Below are 17,414 nucleotides of genomic sequence, written 5' to 3'. Positions count from 1 at the left end.
TTATGATCTATGCAAAATTTAGTTGCAAATTCTGTCCATTCTCTAAATGGATTGTAAGTGAGGTAATGTTAGAACATGTGGTATTAAAGGCTATTATTATGATATTCTTACCTTGAGGAATTTCGTCGCCATAATATGAATTCTTATAAAAAACAAAAATTTTATTGAAAGTAATGGCAACTTTGTCTAATCTTATACAACAAATAGGAACAGATTTTCCAGGATTATAAACTGTGAGGTTAAAATAGTAAACACTTCCGTTAAGACCTATTTTAGCCATGCAAGGAAGAATACCGTGCTTTATGCAACCTTGCTTAATGATAGTTATAGTACAATTTTTTGAGCTAGATGGCTTTATTGCTATAATAGAAATTATAACAATTAGAAATATTATAACGCTGACCATAACAATGTACTTCTTACTATTAGTAGTGCCTTTCATCTTAAGGATAAGATGGTTTTACTGATTTATTAACCTTTCTTTTCTAAGAAAAATATTATACTTATGATATTTATAAATGATAATTAGGTTCTCAAATATGTTTAGATAAAAAAGGTTTTGTCTTGTGGGGGTTTATTCTTCGTCTTCTTCATCTTCTTCTATTTCTTCATTGGTTACTTCGTAGTATGGTTGTGTTATTGATGATGAGCATTCTATTACTCCCCACATTCCGCTTTCTGCGTGGTCTTCATATCCGCAAGCGAACCAGTAGTAGCCTGGTGATAGTACTATTGATCCTGTTGCTGATGCTCCTGAGGATATTCCTGAGTCGAAGTAGTTACTGCTTGATACTCCAACGTATAATATAATGTTTGAGGACGGTATTATACTACAATGTGGTACTGCAGTAGTATTCTTTACAATAATGAAATTATGATCAATTGGCTCATAATTAGTATAAATCACACAAACCTTCCAACCTGCGGGAATAAAGATATGCAACTCACCGTCAGAAGTTCCGTTAAAATTATACGGAGAACCACTATCCAAACTAGCAATATACAAATAAACAGTCTTAGTAGAAGGATTATAAGGCAACGGCCTAGCTCCGGGTGGTAATACTGACGTCGTTACTGAGGTTGTAGTTGTTGTAACGGGGGTAGTGGACATAGTCACCGTTGATACAGTAGAAGGTGGTAATGTTGTTGTGCCTACTGGTATAGGAGATCTAGTTGCTAAATAATATCCTGCTACTGCCACTAATATTAACGCTATTGCCACAACTATTACCACGGAAGTAGATACGGCTTTGTTCATTGAGTAAAGTTAATCAATAAATGCATAATAAAATTTTTGATATGTTAATCTTCATAACTTTTCTTTTAAACAAACTTTTCATTATTTAACTTCACACACCTTCTTCTTGTTAAGTCTTTGTAAAATTTTGTTCATTTCCCTAAAATTTTCGAAAAGTAAAACGGCTGAGCCTATAGGCAATCCGTACCATACAAAGGAAAAATAGATAGGGGAAGCTAAAATCGGTAATACAGAGTACACTATTCCTAGGTCTAAAGCCGTGAAGTATATGATTATACTAGGCAAAGAGAGACAACACGAGGTCCCTGAAACAACGCCAATTATCGGAACTCCAACAAGCACAGCATTGGCTCTCCTTTTGCTTACTTCTCTCTTTAGCTCAAGGATTTTTTCAATGTTTGCTCCTATTAATAACGCTAATATTATTCCTATGAAAGTGATAAATGGAGATATAATGTCCTCGTATCCAAAAATGACAATGTTTAATGCTGGGCTTAATGACTCCCAATAAGGCAAAAGGAGAATGGAGGACGGTGGTATTCCTACTCCGTAAGATACACTAACTTCTGGAATAAAAATGTCAAGGCCCAATATTATACCGTAAAAGAAGCCGTAAAGCATTACGTGGAAAAATAAGTATAATCCAAATGATATCCAATATGCTCTGGTCTTCTTGACGTTTAGAATCATTCTAAAAAATTTACTGGGGATGAGAATTAGTACCCCAGCCCAGAATGAGAGCGATGATATTGCAGATGTTATAAAAATTGCTCCCCTACTAAACGACATAAAATACGTGATAACTGTTACTGTGAAGAAGACTAAAGCAATGGCTATCTTCTCTTTCCTCATTATCTTTATATTAAGTTAATAAAGTGTTATATAGTTAACTTAAAAATGTTTCAAAAATAAAAAATTTTATATTTTTTATAAAAATAAATATGTATAGTTATGCATATATATGTAGACTTTTTACCAGTTTTTTAACTAAATTCTACATGACAAAAGTGGTGAATTATGTCTACCGAAAAGAAAAATGAGGGCAAGAAGCCCGATCCAGATAGGAGAGCTATAATAATAGGTGGAGCAGCAGCAGTGGCAGGAGTAGCCGCAGGAATAGTAATAGGTAGTCAAGCTTTTCCAAAACTACTTACTAAAACAGAAGTACAGCCAGAAGTTACTAAAGAGGTAGTTCCACAATATATAACAAAAACTGTAACACAAGTAGAGAAATATGTAAAGCAATTAGTAGCAAATGTAAGTGACTTCCCAACTGCAGGAACTACAAAAATGACTACCTACATGGGTTATCAAGTTATTTTAATCAAGACAGGAGTTCCTTCAATAGGGGGAGTAGGTCCAGATAACGATATTGTTGGTTTTAGCGGATATTGTGCACACATGGGTTATCCGTTAAGCTACGATCCCAACACTAACTGCTTATTATGTACAATGCACTTCTCTCAATACGATGTAACTAAAGGTGGAATGCAAGTTATAGGACATCCTAACCAATACTTGGCACAACTAATTCTAGAATATGATTCCAGCTCTGGAAATATTTACGCATTAGGTTTTAACAAGTTAGTTTACGGAGCATACAATAACGTTTTACAAGGTACAACAAGTGGGGGTGTGAGTTCATGAGTTCCTCAAGTACTCAATACACTGGAGTGCCTAATAGTAAAGTTCCATTACCGCCGACTTCTGCAGAAAGATATTTTGCAACTTGCAGATTCTGTAATGTAGGTTGCGGATACGACATATTTGTCTTTCCAGTTGGACAAGAAGGTCAACCAACGGCTGGACAGAATGGAATACAGTATAACTTCATTGACTATGTATTTACTGTAAATGGTGAACCTAGGAAATTAAAAGAATACAAAGCCGATTATACATCCCCACTACAACCTCTTTCAGCATTAACAGGGACTCCTTGGATAGGAGAAGGAATGGTAACCAGGACAATGAGATATAATCCATCAAAGCAAACTTGGGAGGAAGTTTGGATAGAAGAAATTCCAAGCCCAGAATGCCCGGTGAACCAAGGTAATTATTCCACCAGAGGAGGAAGAAATGCTCAAAGGAACTGGAGTCCATTCAGCGACGTAGCCTCTGGTTTTGCCGTTTATCAATCAAGGATAAAGACGCCATTGATAAGGTGGAACGGTAGTTTACAGCCAGTTGGTTGGAGTTACGCGATTAAGGTAGCGGCAAAAATACTTAAATATTACATGGATAATGAAACCTTCGAATACCCTGTTGGTCCCGGTGCTGTTCAAGTTCTGGCTATAAGGGCAGACCACGGCGGAGGCCAAGGTGGAGGAGTATTTAGCAACTTAATGCCTGGATTATTACTTCACATGGGATTAGCTACTCCATTCGTAAGGTTTCATTATCAAGTAGCGTTCTCATTCACGCAAGATGCACTAATGGAAGCGACTAACGGTAACGGTACTGACACTGCAAGTATGCTCGATATTACTATAGCAGACAACCTAATCTTGTGGGGAATTAATGAATATACTACGTCTACGGTTAATTTAATCCAGCACATATTTGATAATATTAGTGGTAGTACTCTAGATAGGAAACAAGCGTGGTTTGATACCGGTGAACCTGCATTACCTGCAAACATTATAATAGTCGAAGCAAGACCTTCCGAGACAGTTAAGGCCGTAACTGCAAAGCTAGGAGTTAGTGTACAAGATGCGATGCAAGGTTATGATATAACTGCGGGAACTGTTTATAATGGTCAATACAATCCTAATCACCAATACGTAGTTTTCGCTCAAGTTAATCCCGGAACAGATGCTGAGTTGGCAAACGCTATTGCAGCATACATTTATTATACTTATCCTGACGTAGTTAATCATTTCATCACAATGTATCAAAATGCCAGCCAATACGGTTTTACATTCAATAAGCAGACCTACCAGTATTACATACAATACTTACAATCAAAGTCTCTAGACGAATGGCTATCAGAAGCTTCACAAATAACTGGAGTTCCGCAAAGTGTCATTCAGCTAATAGGAGACATTATTGCTGCACCTAAGACTAATAGTAGCGGGCAATCATTCTATAAGAGAACCCTAATAGAGTTTGAAAAAGGAGTAATATGGTCTGGTAATTATACGCCGATTTACGCCATAGCTAACCTAGGAATAATTAGTGGTGCATTATCTGGAAGACCGGGCTGTGGTGTGTCAACAGGTTTCGGACATCAGAGAGGAGCAGCATTCCCAGCACCTCCCCCACCACCGTGGTCAAGTAACTTAAATGCCCCTAGAAACTACTGGATTCAAATGCACGAATATGTTCCGCAGCAATTACAAGCACAAGGTCAAACTGTTACCGGCACTGCTATAGCAGAGTTCATTAAGAACTTCTATAACCAATACACATCTACATTAGTGCCTCAAGTATATCAAGATAATCCTGTCATTGATTACCTAATCTATAGCGGTTATGGAAAAGTACTCTGGGTATTCACTGCCAATCCTTACAAGCTTACTATGAGCGGTGAAAAATTAAGCCAAGTAATTGATAATAGAGCTCACTTATTACAGGAATGCGTAGAAAATACCATTAATCTAGGAATACCTTCTTCAAACACTAACTCACAAATACTCAGCGGACAATATAATACCCAGAACGTTGGTGCACCATTACCTAACTTCCCAGACCCAGACACTTATGCGAATGCAGTAATTTCATGTCTCAGTGGGTCAAATGCTGTTCCTGGAGCACTATTCGTTGTAGGTAATGATATAATATTACCGCAAAACGGAGTTCTTGAGAGAGCAGCTCATTTAATATTACCTTCAGCTTCAAATCACGGAGAAACTTATGAAATAAGATGGAACGGACACGATAGAAGACTTAGACTGGACGAGGTTTACCACTCTCCACCAGGGAGTGCTATGCCGGACGTTTGGATTTACGCCATGATTGCTTACGAGATTTATCAACTATATCAAGCAGAAGGAAAGCAGAATTCGCCACAAGCTCAAAGGATTTACCAGGCCTTCAACCAAATCTGGAATTCCCTGAGTACTCACATGATACAAAACTCTCAACCTTTATCGTTAATCAGCAGTTATTCTGAGTTTTACTATGACTACGATTGGTTTAATATTTACAACGATATCTGGAAGTACTACGTAGCAAATGGACCTATAAACTTTAAGTCCTGGCCTTATGGATATATTGTACCACACTGGGCTCCAGGATGGGCTCAAATAGATTTAAACGACCTCAAGGCTGCAAGGACTATAGGAGTTCAATTACCGATACTCGGTAAGATTACTAATCCAGATGGTAGCTTTAGCCTTTACGGCTTAGTTAATTATGCAGAGCCAGCAATTAACGGAGAATTCAGAGTTGAAGAAGTAACAATTGATCCTAATCAAGCAATTACAGTAGGAACTACTCCCTCTGGACAGACAATAACGTTACCACTCATAACTAGGAAAGTGACATACATAAGTATTAACGATTTACAGTCAATGTTCGGTTACAGCTGGAATGATCTATTACCTTACGTGATTAACGGATTTAACCCATTCCCAACGCCTTATGTAGGAATCTTCGGTTACGCTGCACAATTACAGAGTAAATACAAGTACTGGTTAAATAACGGTAGATGGAACATAATCTTCCAGTCCGGATGGATAGACTATCAAATCCCAGAAATATTACAAAGGGTTCCTTACCCAATAGTCATGATGAGTTCTACTGACGCCCAGAACGAAGGATTGCAGAACGGAGATATTGTAGAACTTTATAACGACTATGGTTCAGTGGATGCAATAGTTTGGATTTCTGACACTGTGCCTCCTGGTCAGTTATTCCTAGCAATGGCATTCGAAGTTAAGCCTGGAGCAAATAACGCTACTACACCCACGGTTGACCCAGTAACTGACAACCAAATGGTAAAGTGGAGCTGGGTTAATATAAAGAAGATAGGTACACTGTCTGAGGAAACTAAGGCAAGGCTAACCTTCAGTCCAGTAAGCTTCCATTTACCGTCGTGAAGGAATAATGAAGTCATCTTCCTTTTTTTCTTCCTCTCTTCTTAGATACCTCTTTTTAATGTTAGCAGGATTTTTCATCATTTATATTTCTCCAAGTTCACCGGATTATTTCCTGTATTCTACAGTTGGAAATTTAATATTCTGGTCTTCCCTCCTCATTCTTTTAATAAAGACTGTACTTAGGAAGCCCATTCGCTATCTGAAGAAAGGTAGAACAGCACTAACGATATTCTTCTCTTACCTGTCCGTCCATTACTTTGTTTACAGCATAGCTTTAGAAAGGCTATTGACTGGCTTTTATGGAATTTTGTTCACAGTACAAAATCCCTTCATAACGTTCTCTTTCACTCCTTTATATCCAGCAGGGTTGTACGCTGCTATAATGAATTTGGTATTTAACCCTTCAATAGCTGGAGGCTTCCCTCCCAACTATTATTTCGAACTTTCACTTTACGCAATGATAATGGGCTTAATTATTGCTACTTTAGTTACCGCAAATATTATGAGAGTTCTTGAAGTTTCCTCTAGATTAACTAGGGCCAAAGTAATTCTGTTAGCCCCTCTCTTAGGAGTAATAGGTGGAGGGAGCTGTTGCATATCTATACCAATACTGTTGGCTACAGTAATTCCTGCTGCAAACTCTTTACTCTTTTTACCAATAGGAGATGCTGCACTCTTCCTAGCTTATATTTTACTTCCTCCTATAACTGCTATTGGATTAAAACTTAACTACGACGCACTCTTTCCAAAAGTTCCTAAAGAATTTAGAATAAAAAACGAAATGCTAACTAAAAGAAAAAATTGACTTAAGGTCTTCACTACCTCAAATTCCTGCTACTTCTCTTAAAGTTTTGAATATTTCATTAAAATCTGCCTCATTCACTTTCACGAACACTCCATATCTCCCGACTACACAGACTGCGTATTCTCCTGCAGCTACTGCCCAACCTATTAGTGGAGTCCACTTCATCCCGCTTATTTTAGTGAAAGATTCCGCTTCCGTTTTTGCCATCAGTGAATTTGCAGCGCACATCATAGCTACCAACTTTGCTAAATCTTCCGGCATTGGTCCTTTATATCCCGCCAATTCGCCGTTCTCCTTAAACTCTCCTGCTGCTATCGCTCCTTTTAATTTCATTAGTTTTTCTAACTTTTCTTCAGACATGTTTTTCTGATATATATGATATATTTCATATATATAAGAATTTATATTAAACATTGATAAATATGATAATAAATAAAGTGTTGTTCATTAATTATCATTTTAAACATTATGGAATATCTTCAAAACGATAACGGAAGTTGTTAAAAATTTTCGTATTACAACTTTTAAATTCAATAAAACTTGAGTGTAAAATCGATGGGAAAATTTTATAATTTAAATCACTTCTTCTCTTTTCCATTCATTATTTTCTAAATTTTAATCTAAATTAATGATGTTAACATTCCCGTTATGTTAAAAATTTTTTATCCATGAATATATGATCTCATATGCACATTCAAAAAGGAGATACGGAAGCTGAAATTCTAGATAAGGGTGCTTATTTGTATTCATTCAAAGTTAAATCAAAGGATATACTGCTAGAAGGTAGGGAGAGACAAACTAGAGGGGGAATGGCTTTACTAATCCCTTTTGCTAACAGAATAAAAGGAGGAGAATATTACTGGAGAGGTAAAAAGTACGAACTCCCTAAGAATTCTGAAGGAAACGCAATACATGGCTTAGTAAGGGATAAAATATGGGACGTTGAAAGTTTAAAAAGTGACGAAGTAACCCTTTCCCTTTACTTAACGGATCCAGGCTATCCGTCTCCTCTCTTTATCAAGGTAAAGTACTCCCTTGACTCCTCTTCATTGACCACAGTTATCACTGTGAAAAATGAGGGCGAAGACGCTCCCCTAGTCGTAGGAGCTCATCCTTACTTCATGGTTAAGGGAAATTGGAGGATTTTCCCTAATAAAGCTAAAAGGCTCATAATGAAGGATAAAATACCTACCGGAGAAATGGAAGATTTTACAATAACTCAAGGAGAGTACGACGATTGTTTTCTACTTAAAGGTAATGTAACTTTAATTTCTGATTATTCAAAAGTAATGATAGAAAAGGAAAATATGGACTTTGTTCAAATATACACCGGACAACCTTCTGCGGTAGCTGTAGAGCCTATGAGCGGTGCTCCCGATGCATTTCATAATGGCATAGGGTTAATAATTCTAAAGGAAGGAGAAACTGCAACTTTTACTTTCAAGATTTCTGTGAGACTTTAGACCTTATTCTTTAAAACAAAGATAGTATTCCTTAAAGAGTAGGCGTAAAGCAGTATGATTGCCAAGGAGAATGCAACTTCTGTAGCTTTAAACACCAGAAGCGACGTTTCTTGGTAAAGCATAAAGTCCGAGAACGAAGATATTGCTAAAGGAAATACGTAAGCCCAGCTAGTTAGCGAAGGTTTATCTTTTATGTGCTTCACTGCAATTATAAGTGCAACTAGTGAATTCCACATTTCAAAGCCCCAGAGCATTATTGCTAGTGTTAAGGCAGACTCTGGAGGAAAATAAAAGAGGTGAAGGTAATTATAAGACGGAAATACTAACACGTTGATGGCTAATATGCTCGCTGCACCCACGGGAATCATTACAGTAGCCGAACTTCCCTTATATATTACGTGAGATAGGAAGGCTATACTACCTATAAATATCACTTGAAAGAAAGTTATCCCGACTGAGAATAGCATGATAAAATAAACGATTTTAACAAAGTAAGTCGATATGAAAGGGAGAGAAGGAGGCAATAGGGGAGCACTTAATATAACGTTGGCAGAAAGTGCTATTGCTGGAACTAATAATGCGTAAGATATCTCGTTCTGTCTAACATCCTTGGTAAATAATTTGTATCCTAAGTACACGTTAACTAAAAACACGATAGAGTAACCCAAGAAGTAAAGAACTAGTAATGCATAAGCTATTTCATAATTTATTTCAACATAAGTCATGAAAAAGAAGCCTGAAATGAATAATATTACTCCTAGGAATGCAGTAGAGCTTATCCTATTCAAGTTCTCCATGTCTTCTCTCCAATTCGTAGTTATCCTAGATATCCAGCCATAAAATATTATGATAAAAATTACTAGAGCTATAAAGTATATTACTTTTCCTACATCAAAAAGTATAGGTAAATTAAAGAGTATAGAATTCATCCAACTTATTAAGGATAATACGAAGGTTCCTATAATCACGGGGAACCATTCTGAGCCTAACTTCATATGAGTAACTTTGTTGCATAGTATATAAATATTAGCTAGAATTGAATTTTAACAACTTTAACCTCGGTTATTTTCTCATAGCAAATCTCTCTCGTCAATCCTAATCCTATTTACCTCAAGATAAGCGAGCAAGTCTAGGACCTTCCTCATGTATGTTTTAACAAAGTAATAAACGTGGTAAGAGCGGAACTCGTTCTCATCCTTTGTAATAACGGTAAGGTATTCTTCAGGATAATAATGCTTTACTGTAAGCTTTCTACCTTCTACTTCGATCTCTTTAGGAACTTCCCTTTGCGAAACTATGAGTAATTCATTTCCTTTAATTCCAGCCAGTTGTACATACCACTTATCTACTTTTTCTAAAGCTTTTAATACAACTTCCTTCTCTTCCATCATAATTTAATAAAATAGATTTATTAAAATATCTTTCCATAGACTGCTTTTTCCTGATTGAAAGCCTCAGCGTGGAAGAGTCAGCTATAAGAGCTCTCCTAGTAGAAGGAGCAAAATAAATTTCAAATCTCGTATTGAATTAGTTATACATTCGTATTGGAAAAGAAGAATTCCACTAGCTCAACCTTTTTAAACCTACAAGTAATTAAAAACTCGGATGAGGAAGGCTACAGCCCCAACGAACGGTGAAGAAAGGCCTGCGTTCTGACGCTAAATTAGGAAAGAGACAGCCAAGGATAGAAGAGCGCCTGCAGATAGGGTAAAAATTCCTAAAAAAAGGGGATAAATTAACGGCAAAGCCTATGCTTATTGGAGCAAGCAATGAACCTATTTGAGAAATAGTGCTAGCAAGACCTATTGAACTGCTTGAATTCTCTTTTCCTGTAAATTTTACTATCAAAGCGTCTGTAGGAGATCTAAAGGAAAAAGAGAAAATACCTAAAAAGAAGGATAACCATCCTATCCTGGATAAGAATAACATCTGACTTCCTCCCCGTCAGCGAGGTTCCCCTCATCGATTTGGGTTTACATCTGGTGGGCAGTCGAGAGGGTCAGAGACCCCCATTTAAATTCGTGACTGCAATAACGTCACGATCGTTCTCATAACCCCTAGTATTGGCAGTTCACCAACACTTGCTATCTTAACTGTCATTTTCTCTAAGTCTACACTGTAGCTAGCTTTTGGTGTTAGCCATACAGTGGGCTTGTAAACGCGCGGGAACCTACCCTTTCTAGAATTGTTGTACCAACTCTTGTATGTTGCCAAGGCATCACGATAACAGTCCTCAGCAACCTTTGATGGCAGATTGTACTCCTTCTTTAGCTTTTCATACAATCCCTCGTGCACTTTAGAAAGTGTGTTCTTTTCTTCAAGGTTTTGGATGTTCTCTTTCAACCAGAACAAGGTGAAACGGAGTGCCTTAACTTAGTTGTTCACGAGGGCTAGGAGGGTGTTAGATAAACCAATCTTCATTGAAACTGTTGCTCTGATTGGGTTTTTCTTCCTTCTAGCCATTGAATGACAGGAAAAAGAAGTAGTTTTTAAATCTATAAGGGGGCTATCCATCCCTTAGGCTTTTCGCCCCCTTAACCCCCAGTTTTGTAATCTCACAGTTATTTAGAATCAAACTTCTGTTAAGATGAAAACTTAAATATTCCTTACTATTTTTACTTTTTATGCCATTACGTAAAGAACTTGGTTTCTTGGAACTGACAATTCTAGGAATTTCGGGTGCAGTTGGAACGGGAGTTCTTTTCAGCTCTGCAGGAATGTCTGCCTTAGCTGGTCCGGGAGTTATTTTAGCTTGGGTACTAGGTTCTATATTTTACACTTTCGTAGGCTTAACTTACGTAGAATTATCGAGAATTTATCCAGAGGCAGGAGGGCCATCTAGATATGCAATATACTCCCATGGAAAAGTTACTAATTTAATAAACGCAATGGCAGACCTTATTTGGTATTTATTTATACCACCAATAGAAGCCTTAGCAGTAGTCGAGGGGCTGGACTATTTTTACCCTTCTTTGATAAATTCTTCAGGAGTTCCTACTACTGAAGGCGTTTTAATAGGTGTCGTAATTTTATTTCTTTTCATTCCTTTCAATTATTTCGGAGTTAAATTCTTCGGAAAATCTACCCTTGTAGGGGGAGGAGTAAAGCTAATACTTTACTTAGCTGTAGCATTGGGCGTAATAGCATTATCTTTCATTCCTAGGAATTTTACTGCTTACGGAGGTTTTCTTCCCTTCGGTTTTGCAGGAGTATTTTCAGCAATACCTTTAGCGATGTTTGCCTTCGGAGGAATTAGAGTTATACCAGATTATGCAGAGGAAGCCAAGACTAAAAAGCTTGGTAGTGCAATACTAATAACTATCTTAGGTCAATCCTTAATTTACGTACTTTTCTCAATTGCCTTTGTTGCGTCATTGAATTGGAGTAAATTAGGAATAAAACAGGGTTGTTGGTCTTCATTATCATCACTTCCTGGTAATCCTTTCATTGACATTGCCTCAAGTCTGCATTCATCACCTTTACTTTTGCTAACCATAATAATAGGTATTATAGGACCGTTTATTACTGGATATATTTACCTAGGTGCAGGGACTAGAGTTTTATTTGCAATGGGTAGGTCTGGATACGTGCCAAGTTCTATGAGGGAATTGCACGAAAGGTATTCAATACCTTACTGGAGCTTAATAGTTTTCGCAATTATAGGTTCAGTGGTAACTTACATTTCCTCACCTTTGCCAACAATTTACGGCTTAATTACTGACAGCGTTATTGCAGGCTACATAGGTTTTTTAGTTAACCCCGTGGTAATGGGTTCTCTATGGAGAAAAGGAGTTATAAAGAATAGATTTACTTTAGTGGTCTCACCTCTAGCTTTTATTTTCTCATCTTTAATAGTATTCTGGTCAGGCTGGCCTTTAGTTCCTTATGCTGTAATTTTACTTACGGCAGGAAGTTTAATTTTTGGAGCAATCTATAAAGTAAAGGAGGACTTTGTTAAATCCTTGTGGTACATAGGAGATATTGCCTTCTTAACCATAATGACTTATATAGGTAGTGACGGTGCTCTAAAATTAATTAACTTTTATGAAGCATCTGCAATAGTTTCAGTTGTATCCTTGATTTTTTATTTTCTAGGAGTGTGGAGTAGTAATATATCTACTACTAGTAGTAGAAGTAACTCAGATAAAGCAAGTAATAAAGAAGTTAGTTGATTTTTTATATTTTAAAGAGTATTTAATCTTATGAACGTAAGAAGAGTTAGGACTTATATCCCTGGATTAGACGAAATACTTTATGGCGGTATTCCTGAAAGGAACATTGTCCTTGTTTCTGGAGGTCCAGGAACCGGTAAGTCAATTTCAGCACAACAATTCATTTATAACGGACTGATTAGAGGAGAGGCAGGAGTATATGTTGCCTTAGAAGAACACCCAGTATCAGTGCTTAGGAGTTTTCACCACTTCGGCTGGGATGTGACAAAATATGAAAAAGAAGGCAAATTCGCAATTGTTGACGCATTTACTGGCGGTTACGGTTCAACTGCGCAAAAAGAGAAATACGTAGTAAAGAACGTTGACGACGTTAAGGAATTGGCTGACGTATTAAGGCAGGCTATAAAAGACCTAAAGGCTACTAGAGTTGCAATAGACTCAGTAAGTACGCTTTATTTAACAAAACCCGCAATGGCTAGAGGAATAGTAATGACTTTAAAGAGGATAATTTCTGGACTTGGCTGTACTGCATTTTTCGTCAGTCAAGTTTCCGTAGGAGAAAGAGGTTTTGGAGGACCAGGAGTAGAACATGCGGTAGACGGAATTATTAGGATGGACCTTGATGAAGTTGAGGGCAAAATGTATAGGTCAATAATTGTATGGAAGATGAGAGATACTAAGATCTCAATGGTTAGACACCCAATGGAAATAACGGATAACGGAATTATTGTAGAGTGGGATAAGTATTTAAAGGTCACTAATTTCTCTGCAACAGTTGAACCTTTACCAAAGGAGGAAGTTGATGAAATGAAGAAGGCTATGGAGGAGGAAGAGAAGGCTGAAAAGGAAAAGGTTACAGAAGAAATTCAAGAAGTTGAAGAAGATGAAGGTTAAACCATTATTTTCTTGTAGAACCATTGAAAGTAAAAATAAATACACCTTATGTTATAGATTATATAGCAATTAAATGCATTTAATAAATAGTATAATAAATGAATATAAAATAAAGTTTTAAAACATATATAAATTCATCTTATTTCCTTTCCCTGCAATTAATTGTAGGACATTTTTAATAAGGTTATATCATAAAATGTTTTTATAATAAATATTGTATATAACATTATTCTAATATTTAATATGAATTATTTCTAAAATAAAACTAAATTTTTGAGAATAAACACAATAAATAAAGGTTTAAGTTGAGGAGCATGTTACTACTGCCTTTATGCTGGTTCCATTTGATAGATAAATCGTAAGATAATAATTATTTCCTGGAATTAACCCTGTTACTCCTGCAAATTTCATTGTAATGAAATTATTTCCTACATTTAGTACGTTAGGAATTATATTTGTTGTAGTATAGGGGGTATTATCTATTGAGGCACTTACTACGTTTACATTAATTGAAGAAAATAAGGTAAGGTTAGCCGTTCCATCAAGTCTTATTATTCCTTGCCCTACTTGATATACTTGAAACTGCTGAGGCACATAAGTTCCTCCCCTTAGTTTATTTATAACTTCATCGACACTTACATAAGTCAATATCCAGCCTATAAAGGAAATGAAAGGAATTATAATTAAAATTCCTCCAATTTTTAGCATATCATTATTGTAAAAGTTGCCTAAGTTAAAAATATCTATTCCTATAAGTAAATATGCTATAAATAGAATAATTGCTGCTAAAAATACTATCACACCTCCTACAATAGCAAGGCTTACACTTGAGGAGAATAATCCAGCTATTGCCAGAGCTCCTCCTAATAGTTCAACAACTATTCCTGGCAGAATTAAGTTCAATCCTGTAAAACCTTTTGAGACATTTTTTCCAGTAGACGCAAAGATTTGAAATGCATGTCTAAGTTTTGGAATAGCTATCGTAAATAGAAGAACTAAGTCTATTACTGCAATTACTAGAGCAGCGACACTAGCGAATTCTCCTATAATTGCTAATATTTCTATTATTATAAACCACAGAGAGGCATCCTTTAATTCCTTCAATCCCTCTATATCTGTTTCAAAACTCATGATTATATTTCATAGCATTAAAATAAAAAAATTTACGTTCAGAAATATCAGATTTTAATGGAAACATGCAAGTTTTATTATTCTCTAGTTAGTGTATTGACTATCCTGTATCTTGTAGAAATTCTACTTATAGAGTCTAGGAAAAAAGGAAATATCATTTTATTAATTAGAAATTTTAAATGAATGGATGTATTTTATTTTAAATCTCCCAACTGCAGGATCAATATGTTAAGATTAAGGAGGATGGGCAGACTAACTAACTAAATCAAAGCTATAACCCTAGAGACTTACAGTATTATAGTCGATTATGTGATGATTTTTAGTTAAAATCGCTTAGTACTGTATAATATTCATTTATATTACTCATATACGCTATTAAATTAATAAGATACAAGGAAAAACGTATTTTTCTATCGAAGAAAAATTAAAGGGTAAATTGAGGTCATAAGTTACTATTATGGTGAAATAAATAGTAAAACTGAAACTATATAAAAGTATAATAGATTAATTGTCTATATAACGATCAATATCAATATTAAGGCTTATAAATAAAGATAAACTGATTAATTTTATGTATTATTTAAAAATATCAATTATTTAGAGTTTCCTTGTAATGATAAAGCGAACGACAAAACTTGCCCTTTGGAGAGGAGGCAAGCCCTATTTCGGAGTACATCTCGCAATAGCTTCCTATGGAGTATTATTCATGTATTTATTACTGCATCGTATATGCTTAGCATATGCTTTATTATCTACCAAACTTTTCTAATTTTGTGAAACCTCTCCCCTGCATCAATAACGAGTTCACTGGAGCTTTAATAAAAGGAACTGACATTGTTTGGCTAGCATTTCCAAGGTATGATTCGCCCTCAGTTTTTTCCTCAATATTAGACCCTCAAAGAGGAGGTCATTTTTTTATCTCAGGAGAAATAGCAAAGCAGGAATACTTAGTTCCAAACGTTCTACTAACTACACTAAAAGACGGAAGCGAGATAACTGATTTATTACTCCACGGAGAACATGGATTGGTTAGAAAAATTGTGGCAAAAAATCCGTTAAAAGTTTCAATCCTCCCCGTTTTTAATTACGGTAAAAGTCCAGCAATAATAGAAAGGCTTTCAAATAATGTCTTCAAGTTCTCAAATCCGGAAAGCTCAGAATTCTTAGAAGTTCATCTTCTTTTCGACAAGCTTGACCAGATTTCTGAAAACTCTTGGACAGTTTACGGTGAGGGTTACATTTACATGGGTTACTTTAAAGATGATAGGTTCGGAATATTCGGCAAAAGACAACTTAAATTCGACGTTGCAAGGGGGTTTGAAAGGACAATAGCCTATTGGAGGAATACAATGAAAAGGGGAAGGAGTAAAGGAAAGATTGCAGAAATAGAAATTGAAGGATACACTGGAGACAAATTACTTGACGCTTATCAAACTTCTGTTGGAATACTTTTAGGACTACTTTACAACCCTACTGGTGCAATTGTTGCTGCCCCCACTACGTCTCTCCCTGAAGTTGAAGGAGGAACAAGAAATTGGGATTATAGATTTGCATGGGTTAGGGATTCGTCAATAGTTGCAGAGGCTTTAATATCTGCTGGTTTTTCTGCAGAGGCTAGAAGAATAATAGAATTCTTCTCAAGAATGGTCTCATTTACTTCCAAGCCCTTCATTTATCCTCTCTACTCGATTGATGGCTCAGTCCCTCCAAAAGAGGAAGAAATACCTTGGCTTTCAGGTTACGAGAACTCTAAGCCTGTAAGAATAGGAAATGCGGCTGCTGGGCAATTACAGCTTGATTTGGAAGGTTTCTTCTTAGATGCTTTTTACAAATACTATGAAGCTACTGGGGACGAAAATTACATAAGAAGCCATGTGGACGTGATAGAGTACATTGCAGATTGGGTTTCGGAAAACTGGAAATTAGAAGATGTAGGAATATGGGAAGAAAGAGGTGTACAAGGGCATTATATTCACTCTAAGGTAATGATGTGGGTTGCGTTAGATAGGGCAGGAAAATTAATGAACGCAATAGGTAAAGAAAATCCATGGAAGGAAACTAAGCATGAGATAAAGGAGTGGGTTTTACAAAACGGAGTTAAAAACGGAATATTCGTAAAGAAAGTAGGGAGTAACGAAGTTGACGCTGCACTGCTTACTTTACCAATTTACGGTTTCATTGACGTGAGAGATGAGATTTTCTTAAATACGTTGAGGGAAATAGAAAATCAGCTCTTATATAAGGGACAACTGAAGAGGTATAAGAGGGACTTCCTAGGTGAGGCTAAATACCCCTTTGTCCTTGCGTCCTTATGGCTAGCTAGGGTTTACATTAGACTAGGTAGAATCCAAGATGCTAAGAACATAATTAAAGGAATACTTGATGCTACTCAAGGAATATACTTAGTTGGAGAGCATATAGATCCAGACAGGAAGGAATTTACTGGAAACTATCCTCAAGCCTTTGCCCAAGCTAATTTAATCCTAGCATTGGATGAATTAGCTGAGAAGAAGGAAGATAAAAGCTGATTATCTCTTTCTCCTCATTCAACTGGCTTCTCTTCATCAGACAAGTTTTTTGTTCTGACTTCCTCCTGGAAAGGTTACCTCCCAAGGGACTCAACGATTCTAGCCCAGAGGAATACTTGAGAGG

Annotated in this window: 15 protein-coding genes and 1 pseudogene; 8 read left to right on the top strand and 8 right to left on the bottom strand. The window is 36.3% G+C overall.

Annotated elements, in window-relative coordinates; genetic code table 11:
* Positions 1 to 7: 7 nt before the first annotated feature.
* The 3 genes from D1867_RS10815 to D1867_RS10805 form a co-directional block, all read right to left on the bottom strand.
* Positions 8 to 442 carry a hypothetical protein gene (locus D1867_RS10815; protein WP_155864142.1) on the bottom strand — a complete coding sequence of 145 codons (435 nt, stop codon included), beginning with the start codon at positions 440 to 442 and terminating at the stop codon, positions 8 to 10.
* A 132-nt stretch (positions 443 to 574) separates the two neighbouring features.
* Positions 575 to 1,258 carry a sulfocyanin-like copper-binding protein gene (locus D1867_RS10810; protein WP_155864141.1) on the bottom strand — a complete coding sequence of 228 codons (684 nt, stop codon included), beginning with the start codon at positions 1,256 to 1,258 and terminating at the stop codon, positions 575 to 577.
* An 81-nt stretch (positions 1,259 to 1,339) separates the two neighbouring features.
* Positions 1,340 to 2,110, bottom strand: a complete 771-nt coding sequence (locus D1867_RS10805; RefSeq protein WP_155864140.1) for a hypothetical protein — start codon at positions 2,108 to 2,110, stop codon at positions 1,340 to 1,342.
* 165 nt (positions 2,111 to 2,275) lie between these two features.
* Here D1867_RS10805 and D1867_RS10800 point away from each other — a divergent pair, with 165 nt between their 5' ends.
* From D1867_RS10800 to D1867_RS10790, 3 genes are read left to right on the top strand one after another with little or no spacing between them, the layout of a single operon-like run.
* A complete protein-coding gene (locus D1867_RS10800; protein WP_155864139.1) occupies positions 2,276 to 2,905 on the top strand; it encodes an arsenate reductase (azurin) small subunit in 630 nt (209 codons plus the stop codon).
* The gene (locus D1867_RS10795; RefSeq protein ID WP_155864138.1) at positions 2,902 to 6,297 is read left to right on the top strand and encodes a molybdopterin dinucleotide binding domain-containing protein; all 3,396 of its coding nucleotides are present in this window, start codon (positions 2,902 to 2,904) and stop codon (positions 6,295 to 6,297) included. The genes D1867_RS10800 and D1867_RS10795 overlap by 4 nt, the downstream gene beginning before the upstream one ends.
* A 58-nt stretch (positions 6,298 to 6,355) precedes the next feature.
* On the top strand, positions 6,356 to 7,102 hold the full coding sequence (locus D1867_RS10790) for a hypothetical protein (RefSeq protein ID WP_240872238.1): 747 nt from the start codon (positions 6,356 to 6,358) through the stop codon (positions 7,100 to 7,102).
* Positions 7,103 to 7,120: 18 nt separating this feature from the next.
* Here D1867_RS10790 and D1867_RS10785 read toward each other — a convergent pair whose 3' ends face one another.
* A complete protein-coding gene (locus D1867_RS10785) occupies positions 7,121 to 7,462 on the bottom strand; it encodes a DUF2173 family protein (protein WP_155864136.1) in 342 nt (113 codons plus the stop codon).
* A gap of 326 nt (positions 7,463 to 7,788) precedes the next feature.
* On the opposite strand from D1867_RS10785, the gene D1867_RS10780 reads away from it, so the two are divergent.
* Positions 7,789 to 8,565: an aldose 1-epimerase gene (locus D1867_RS10780; protein ID WP_155864135.1), complete on the top strand. Its 777-nt coding sequence runs from the start codon at positions 7,789 to 7,791 to the stop codon at positions 8,563 to 8,565.
* Here the strand turns inward: D1867_RS10780 and D1867_RS10775 are convergent.
* Positions 8,562 to 9,560 (bottom strand): SLAC1 family transporter, encoded by a 999-nt coding sequence (locus tag D1867_RS10775; protein ID WP_155864134.1) that lies wholly within the window; start codon positions 9,558 to 9,560, stop codon positions 8,562 to 8,564. The genes D1867_RS10780 and D1867_RS10775 overlap by 4 nt on opposite strands.
* 75 nt (positions 9,561 to 9,635) lie before the next feature.
* Entirely contained in the window at positions 9,636 to 9,956 is a 321-nt protein-coding gene (locus D1867_RS10770) for a hypothetical protein (protein ID WP_155864133.1), read from the bottom strand.
* Between the two features lie 398 nt (positions 9,957 to 10,354).
* Here D1867_RS10770 and D1867_RS10765 point away from each other — a divergent pair, with 398 nt between their 5' ends.
* Positions 10,355 to 10,498, top strand: coding sequence for a hypothetical protein (locus tag D1867_RS10765; protein ID WP_155864132.1), 144 nt, complete (start codon positions 10,355 to 10,357; stop codon positions 10,496 to 10,498).
* Between the two features lie 107 nt (positions 10,499 to 10,605).
* Here D1867_RS10765 and D1867_RS10760 read toward each other — a convergent pair.
* Positions 10,606 to 11,028: pseudogene (locus tag D1867_RS10760) on the bottom strand (RNA-guided endonuclease TnpB family protein); the annotation flags it as partial.
* Between the two features lie 161 nt (positions 11,029 to 11,189).
* Here D1867_RS10760 and D1867_RS10755 point away from each other — a divergent pair.
* Together D1867_RS10755 and D1867_RS10750 are read left to right on the top strand one after the other, a co-directional pair.
* Positions 11,190 to 12,737, top strand: a complete 1,548-nt coding sequence (locus D1867_RS10755; protein ID WP_155864131.1) for an APC family permease — start codon at positions 11,190 to 11,192, stop codon at positions 12,735 to 12,737.
* Positions 12,738 to 12,767: 30 nt separating this feature from the next.
* Positions 12,768 to 13,631, top strand: a complete 864-nt coding sequence (locus D1867_RS10750; protein ID WP_155864130.1) for a KaiC domain-containing protein — start codon at positions 12,768 to 12,770, stop codon at positions 13,629 to 13,631.
* Between the two features lie 300 nt (positions 13,632 to 13,931).
* Here the strand turns inward: D1867_RS10750 and D1867_RS10745 are convergent, their stop codons facing one another.
* A complete protein-coding gene (locus D1867_RS10745; RefSeq protein WP_155864129.1) occupies positions 13,932 to 14,762 on the bottom strand; it encodes a DUF973 family protein in 831 nt (276 codons plus the stop codon).
* Between the two features lie 773 nt (positions 14,763 to 15,535).
* Here D1867_RS10745 and treH1 point away from each other — a divergent pair.
* Complete coding sequence (gene treH1 / locus D1867_RS10740; protein ID WP_338078045.1) at positions 15,536 to 17,290, top strand: alpha,alpha-trehalase TreH1; 1,755 nt, start codon at positions 15,536 to 15,538, stop codon at positions 17,288 to 17,290.
* Positions 17,291 to 17,414 lie beyond the last annotated feature (124 nt).

The sequence above is a fragment of the Acidianus infernus genome (genome assembly GCF_009729545.1).
GTDB classification, from domain to species: Archaea; Thermoproteota; Thermoprotei_A; order Sulfolobales; family Sulfolobaceae; genus Acidianus; species Acidianus infernus.
Note: the sequence above shows the minus strand (reverse complement) of the source record. Positions and strands in the feature narration are given on the sequence as shown.

Excerpts from the sequence above, each read along its gene's own strand:
- D1867_RS10815 (WP_155864142.1), bottom strand. The coding sequence starts at position 442 with ATGAAAGGCACTACTAATAGTAAGAAGTACATTGTTATGGTCAGCGTT.
- D1867_RS10810 (WP_155864141.1), bottom strand. The coding sequence starts at position 1,258 with ATGAACAAAGCCGTATCTACTTCCGTGGTAATAGTTGTGGCAATAGCG.
- D1867_RS10805 (WP_155864140.1), bottom strand. The coding sequence starts at position 2,110 with ATGAGGAAAGAGAAGATAGCCATTGCTTTAGTCTTCTTCACAGTAACA.
- D1867_RS10800 (WP_155864139.1), top strand. The coding sequence starts at position 2,276 with ATGTCTACCGAAAAGAAAAATGAGGGCAAGAAGCCCGATCCAGATAGG.
- D1867_RS10795 (WP_155864138.1), top strand. The coding sequence starts at position 2,902 with ATGAGTTCCTCAAGTACTCAATACACTGGAGTGCCTAATAGTAAAGTT.
- D1867_RS10790 (WP_240872238.1), top strand. The coding sequence starts at position 6,356 with ATGTTAGCAGGATTTTTCATCATTTATATTTCTCCAAGTTCACCGGAT.
- D1867_RS10785 (WP_155864136.1), bottom strand. The coding sequence starts at position 7,462 with ATGTCTGAAGAAAAGTTAGAAAAACTAATGAAATTAAAAGGAGCGATA.
- D1867_RS10780 (WP_155864135.1), top strand. The coding sequence starts at position 7,789 with ATGCACATTCAAAAAGGAGATACGGAAGCTGAAATTCTAGATAAGGGT.
- D1867_RS10775 (WP_155864134.1), bottom strand. The coding sequence starts at position 9,560 with ATGAAGTTAGGCTCAGAATGGTTCCCCGTGATTATAGGAACCTTCGTA.
- D1867_RS10770 (WP_155864133.1), bottom strand. The coding sequence starts at position 9,956 with ATGATGGAAGAGAAGGAAGTTGTATTAAAAGCTTTAGAAAAAGTAGAT.
- D1867_RS10755 (WP_155864131.1), top strand. The coding sequence starts at position 11,190 with ATGCCATTACGTAAAGAACTTGGTTTCTTGGAACTGACAATTCTAGGA.
- D1867_RS10750 (WP_155864130.1), top strand. The coding sequence starts at position 12,768 with ATGAACGTAAGAAGAGTTAGGACTTATATCCCTGGATTAGACGAAATA.
- D1867_RS10745 (WP_155864129.1), bottom strand. The coding sequence starts at position 14,762 with ATGAGTTTTGAAACAGATATAGAGGGATTGAAGGAATTAAAGGATGCC.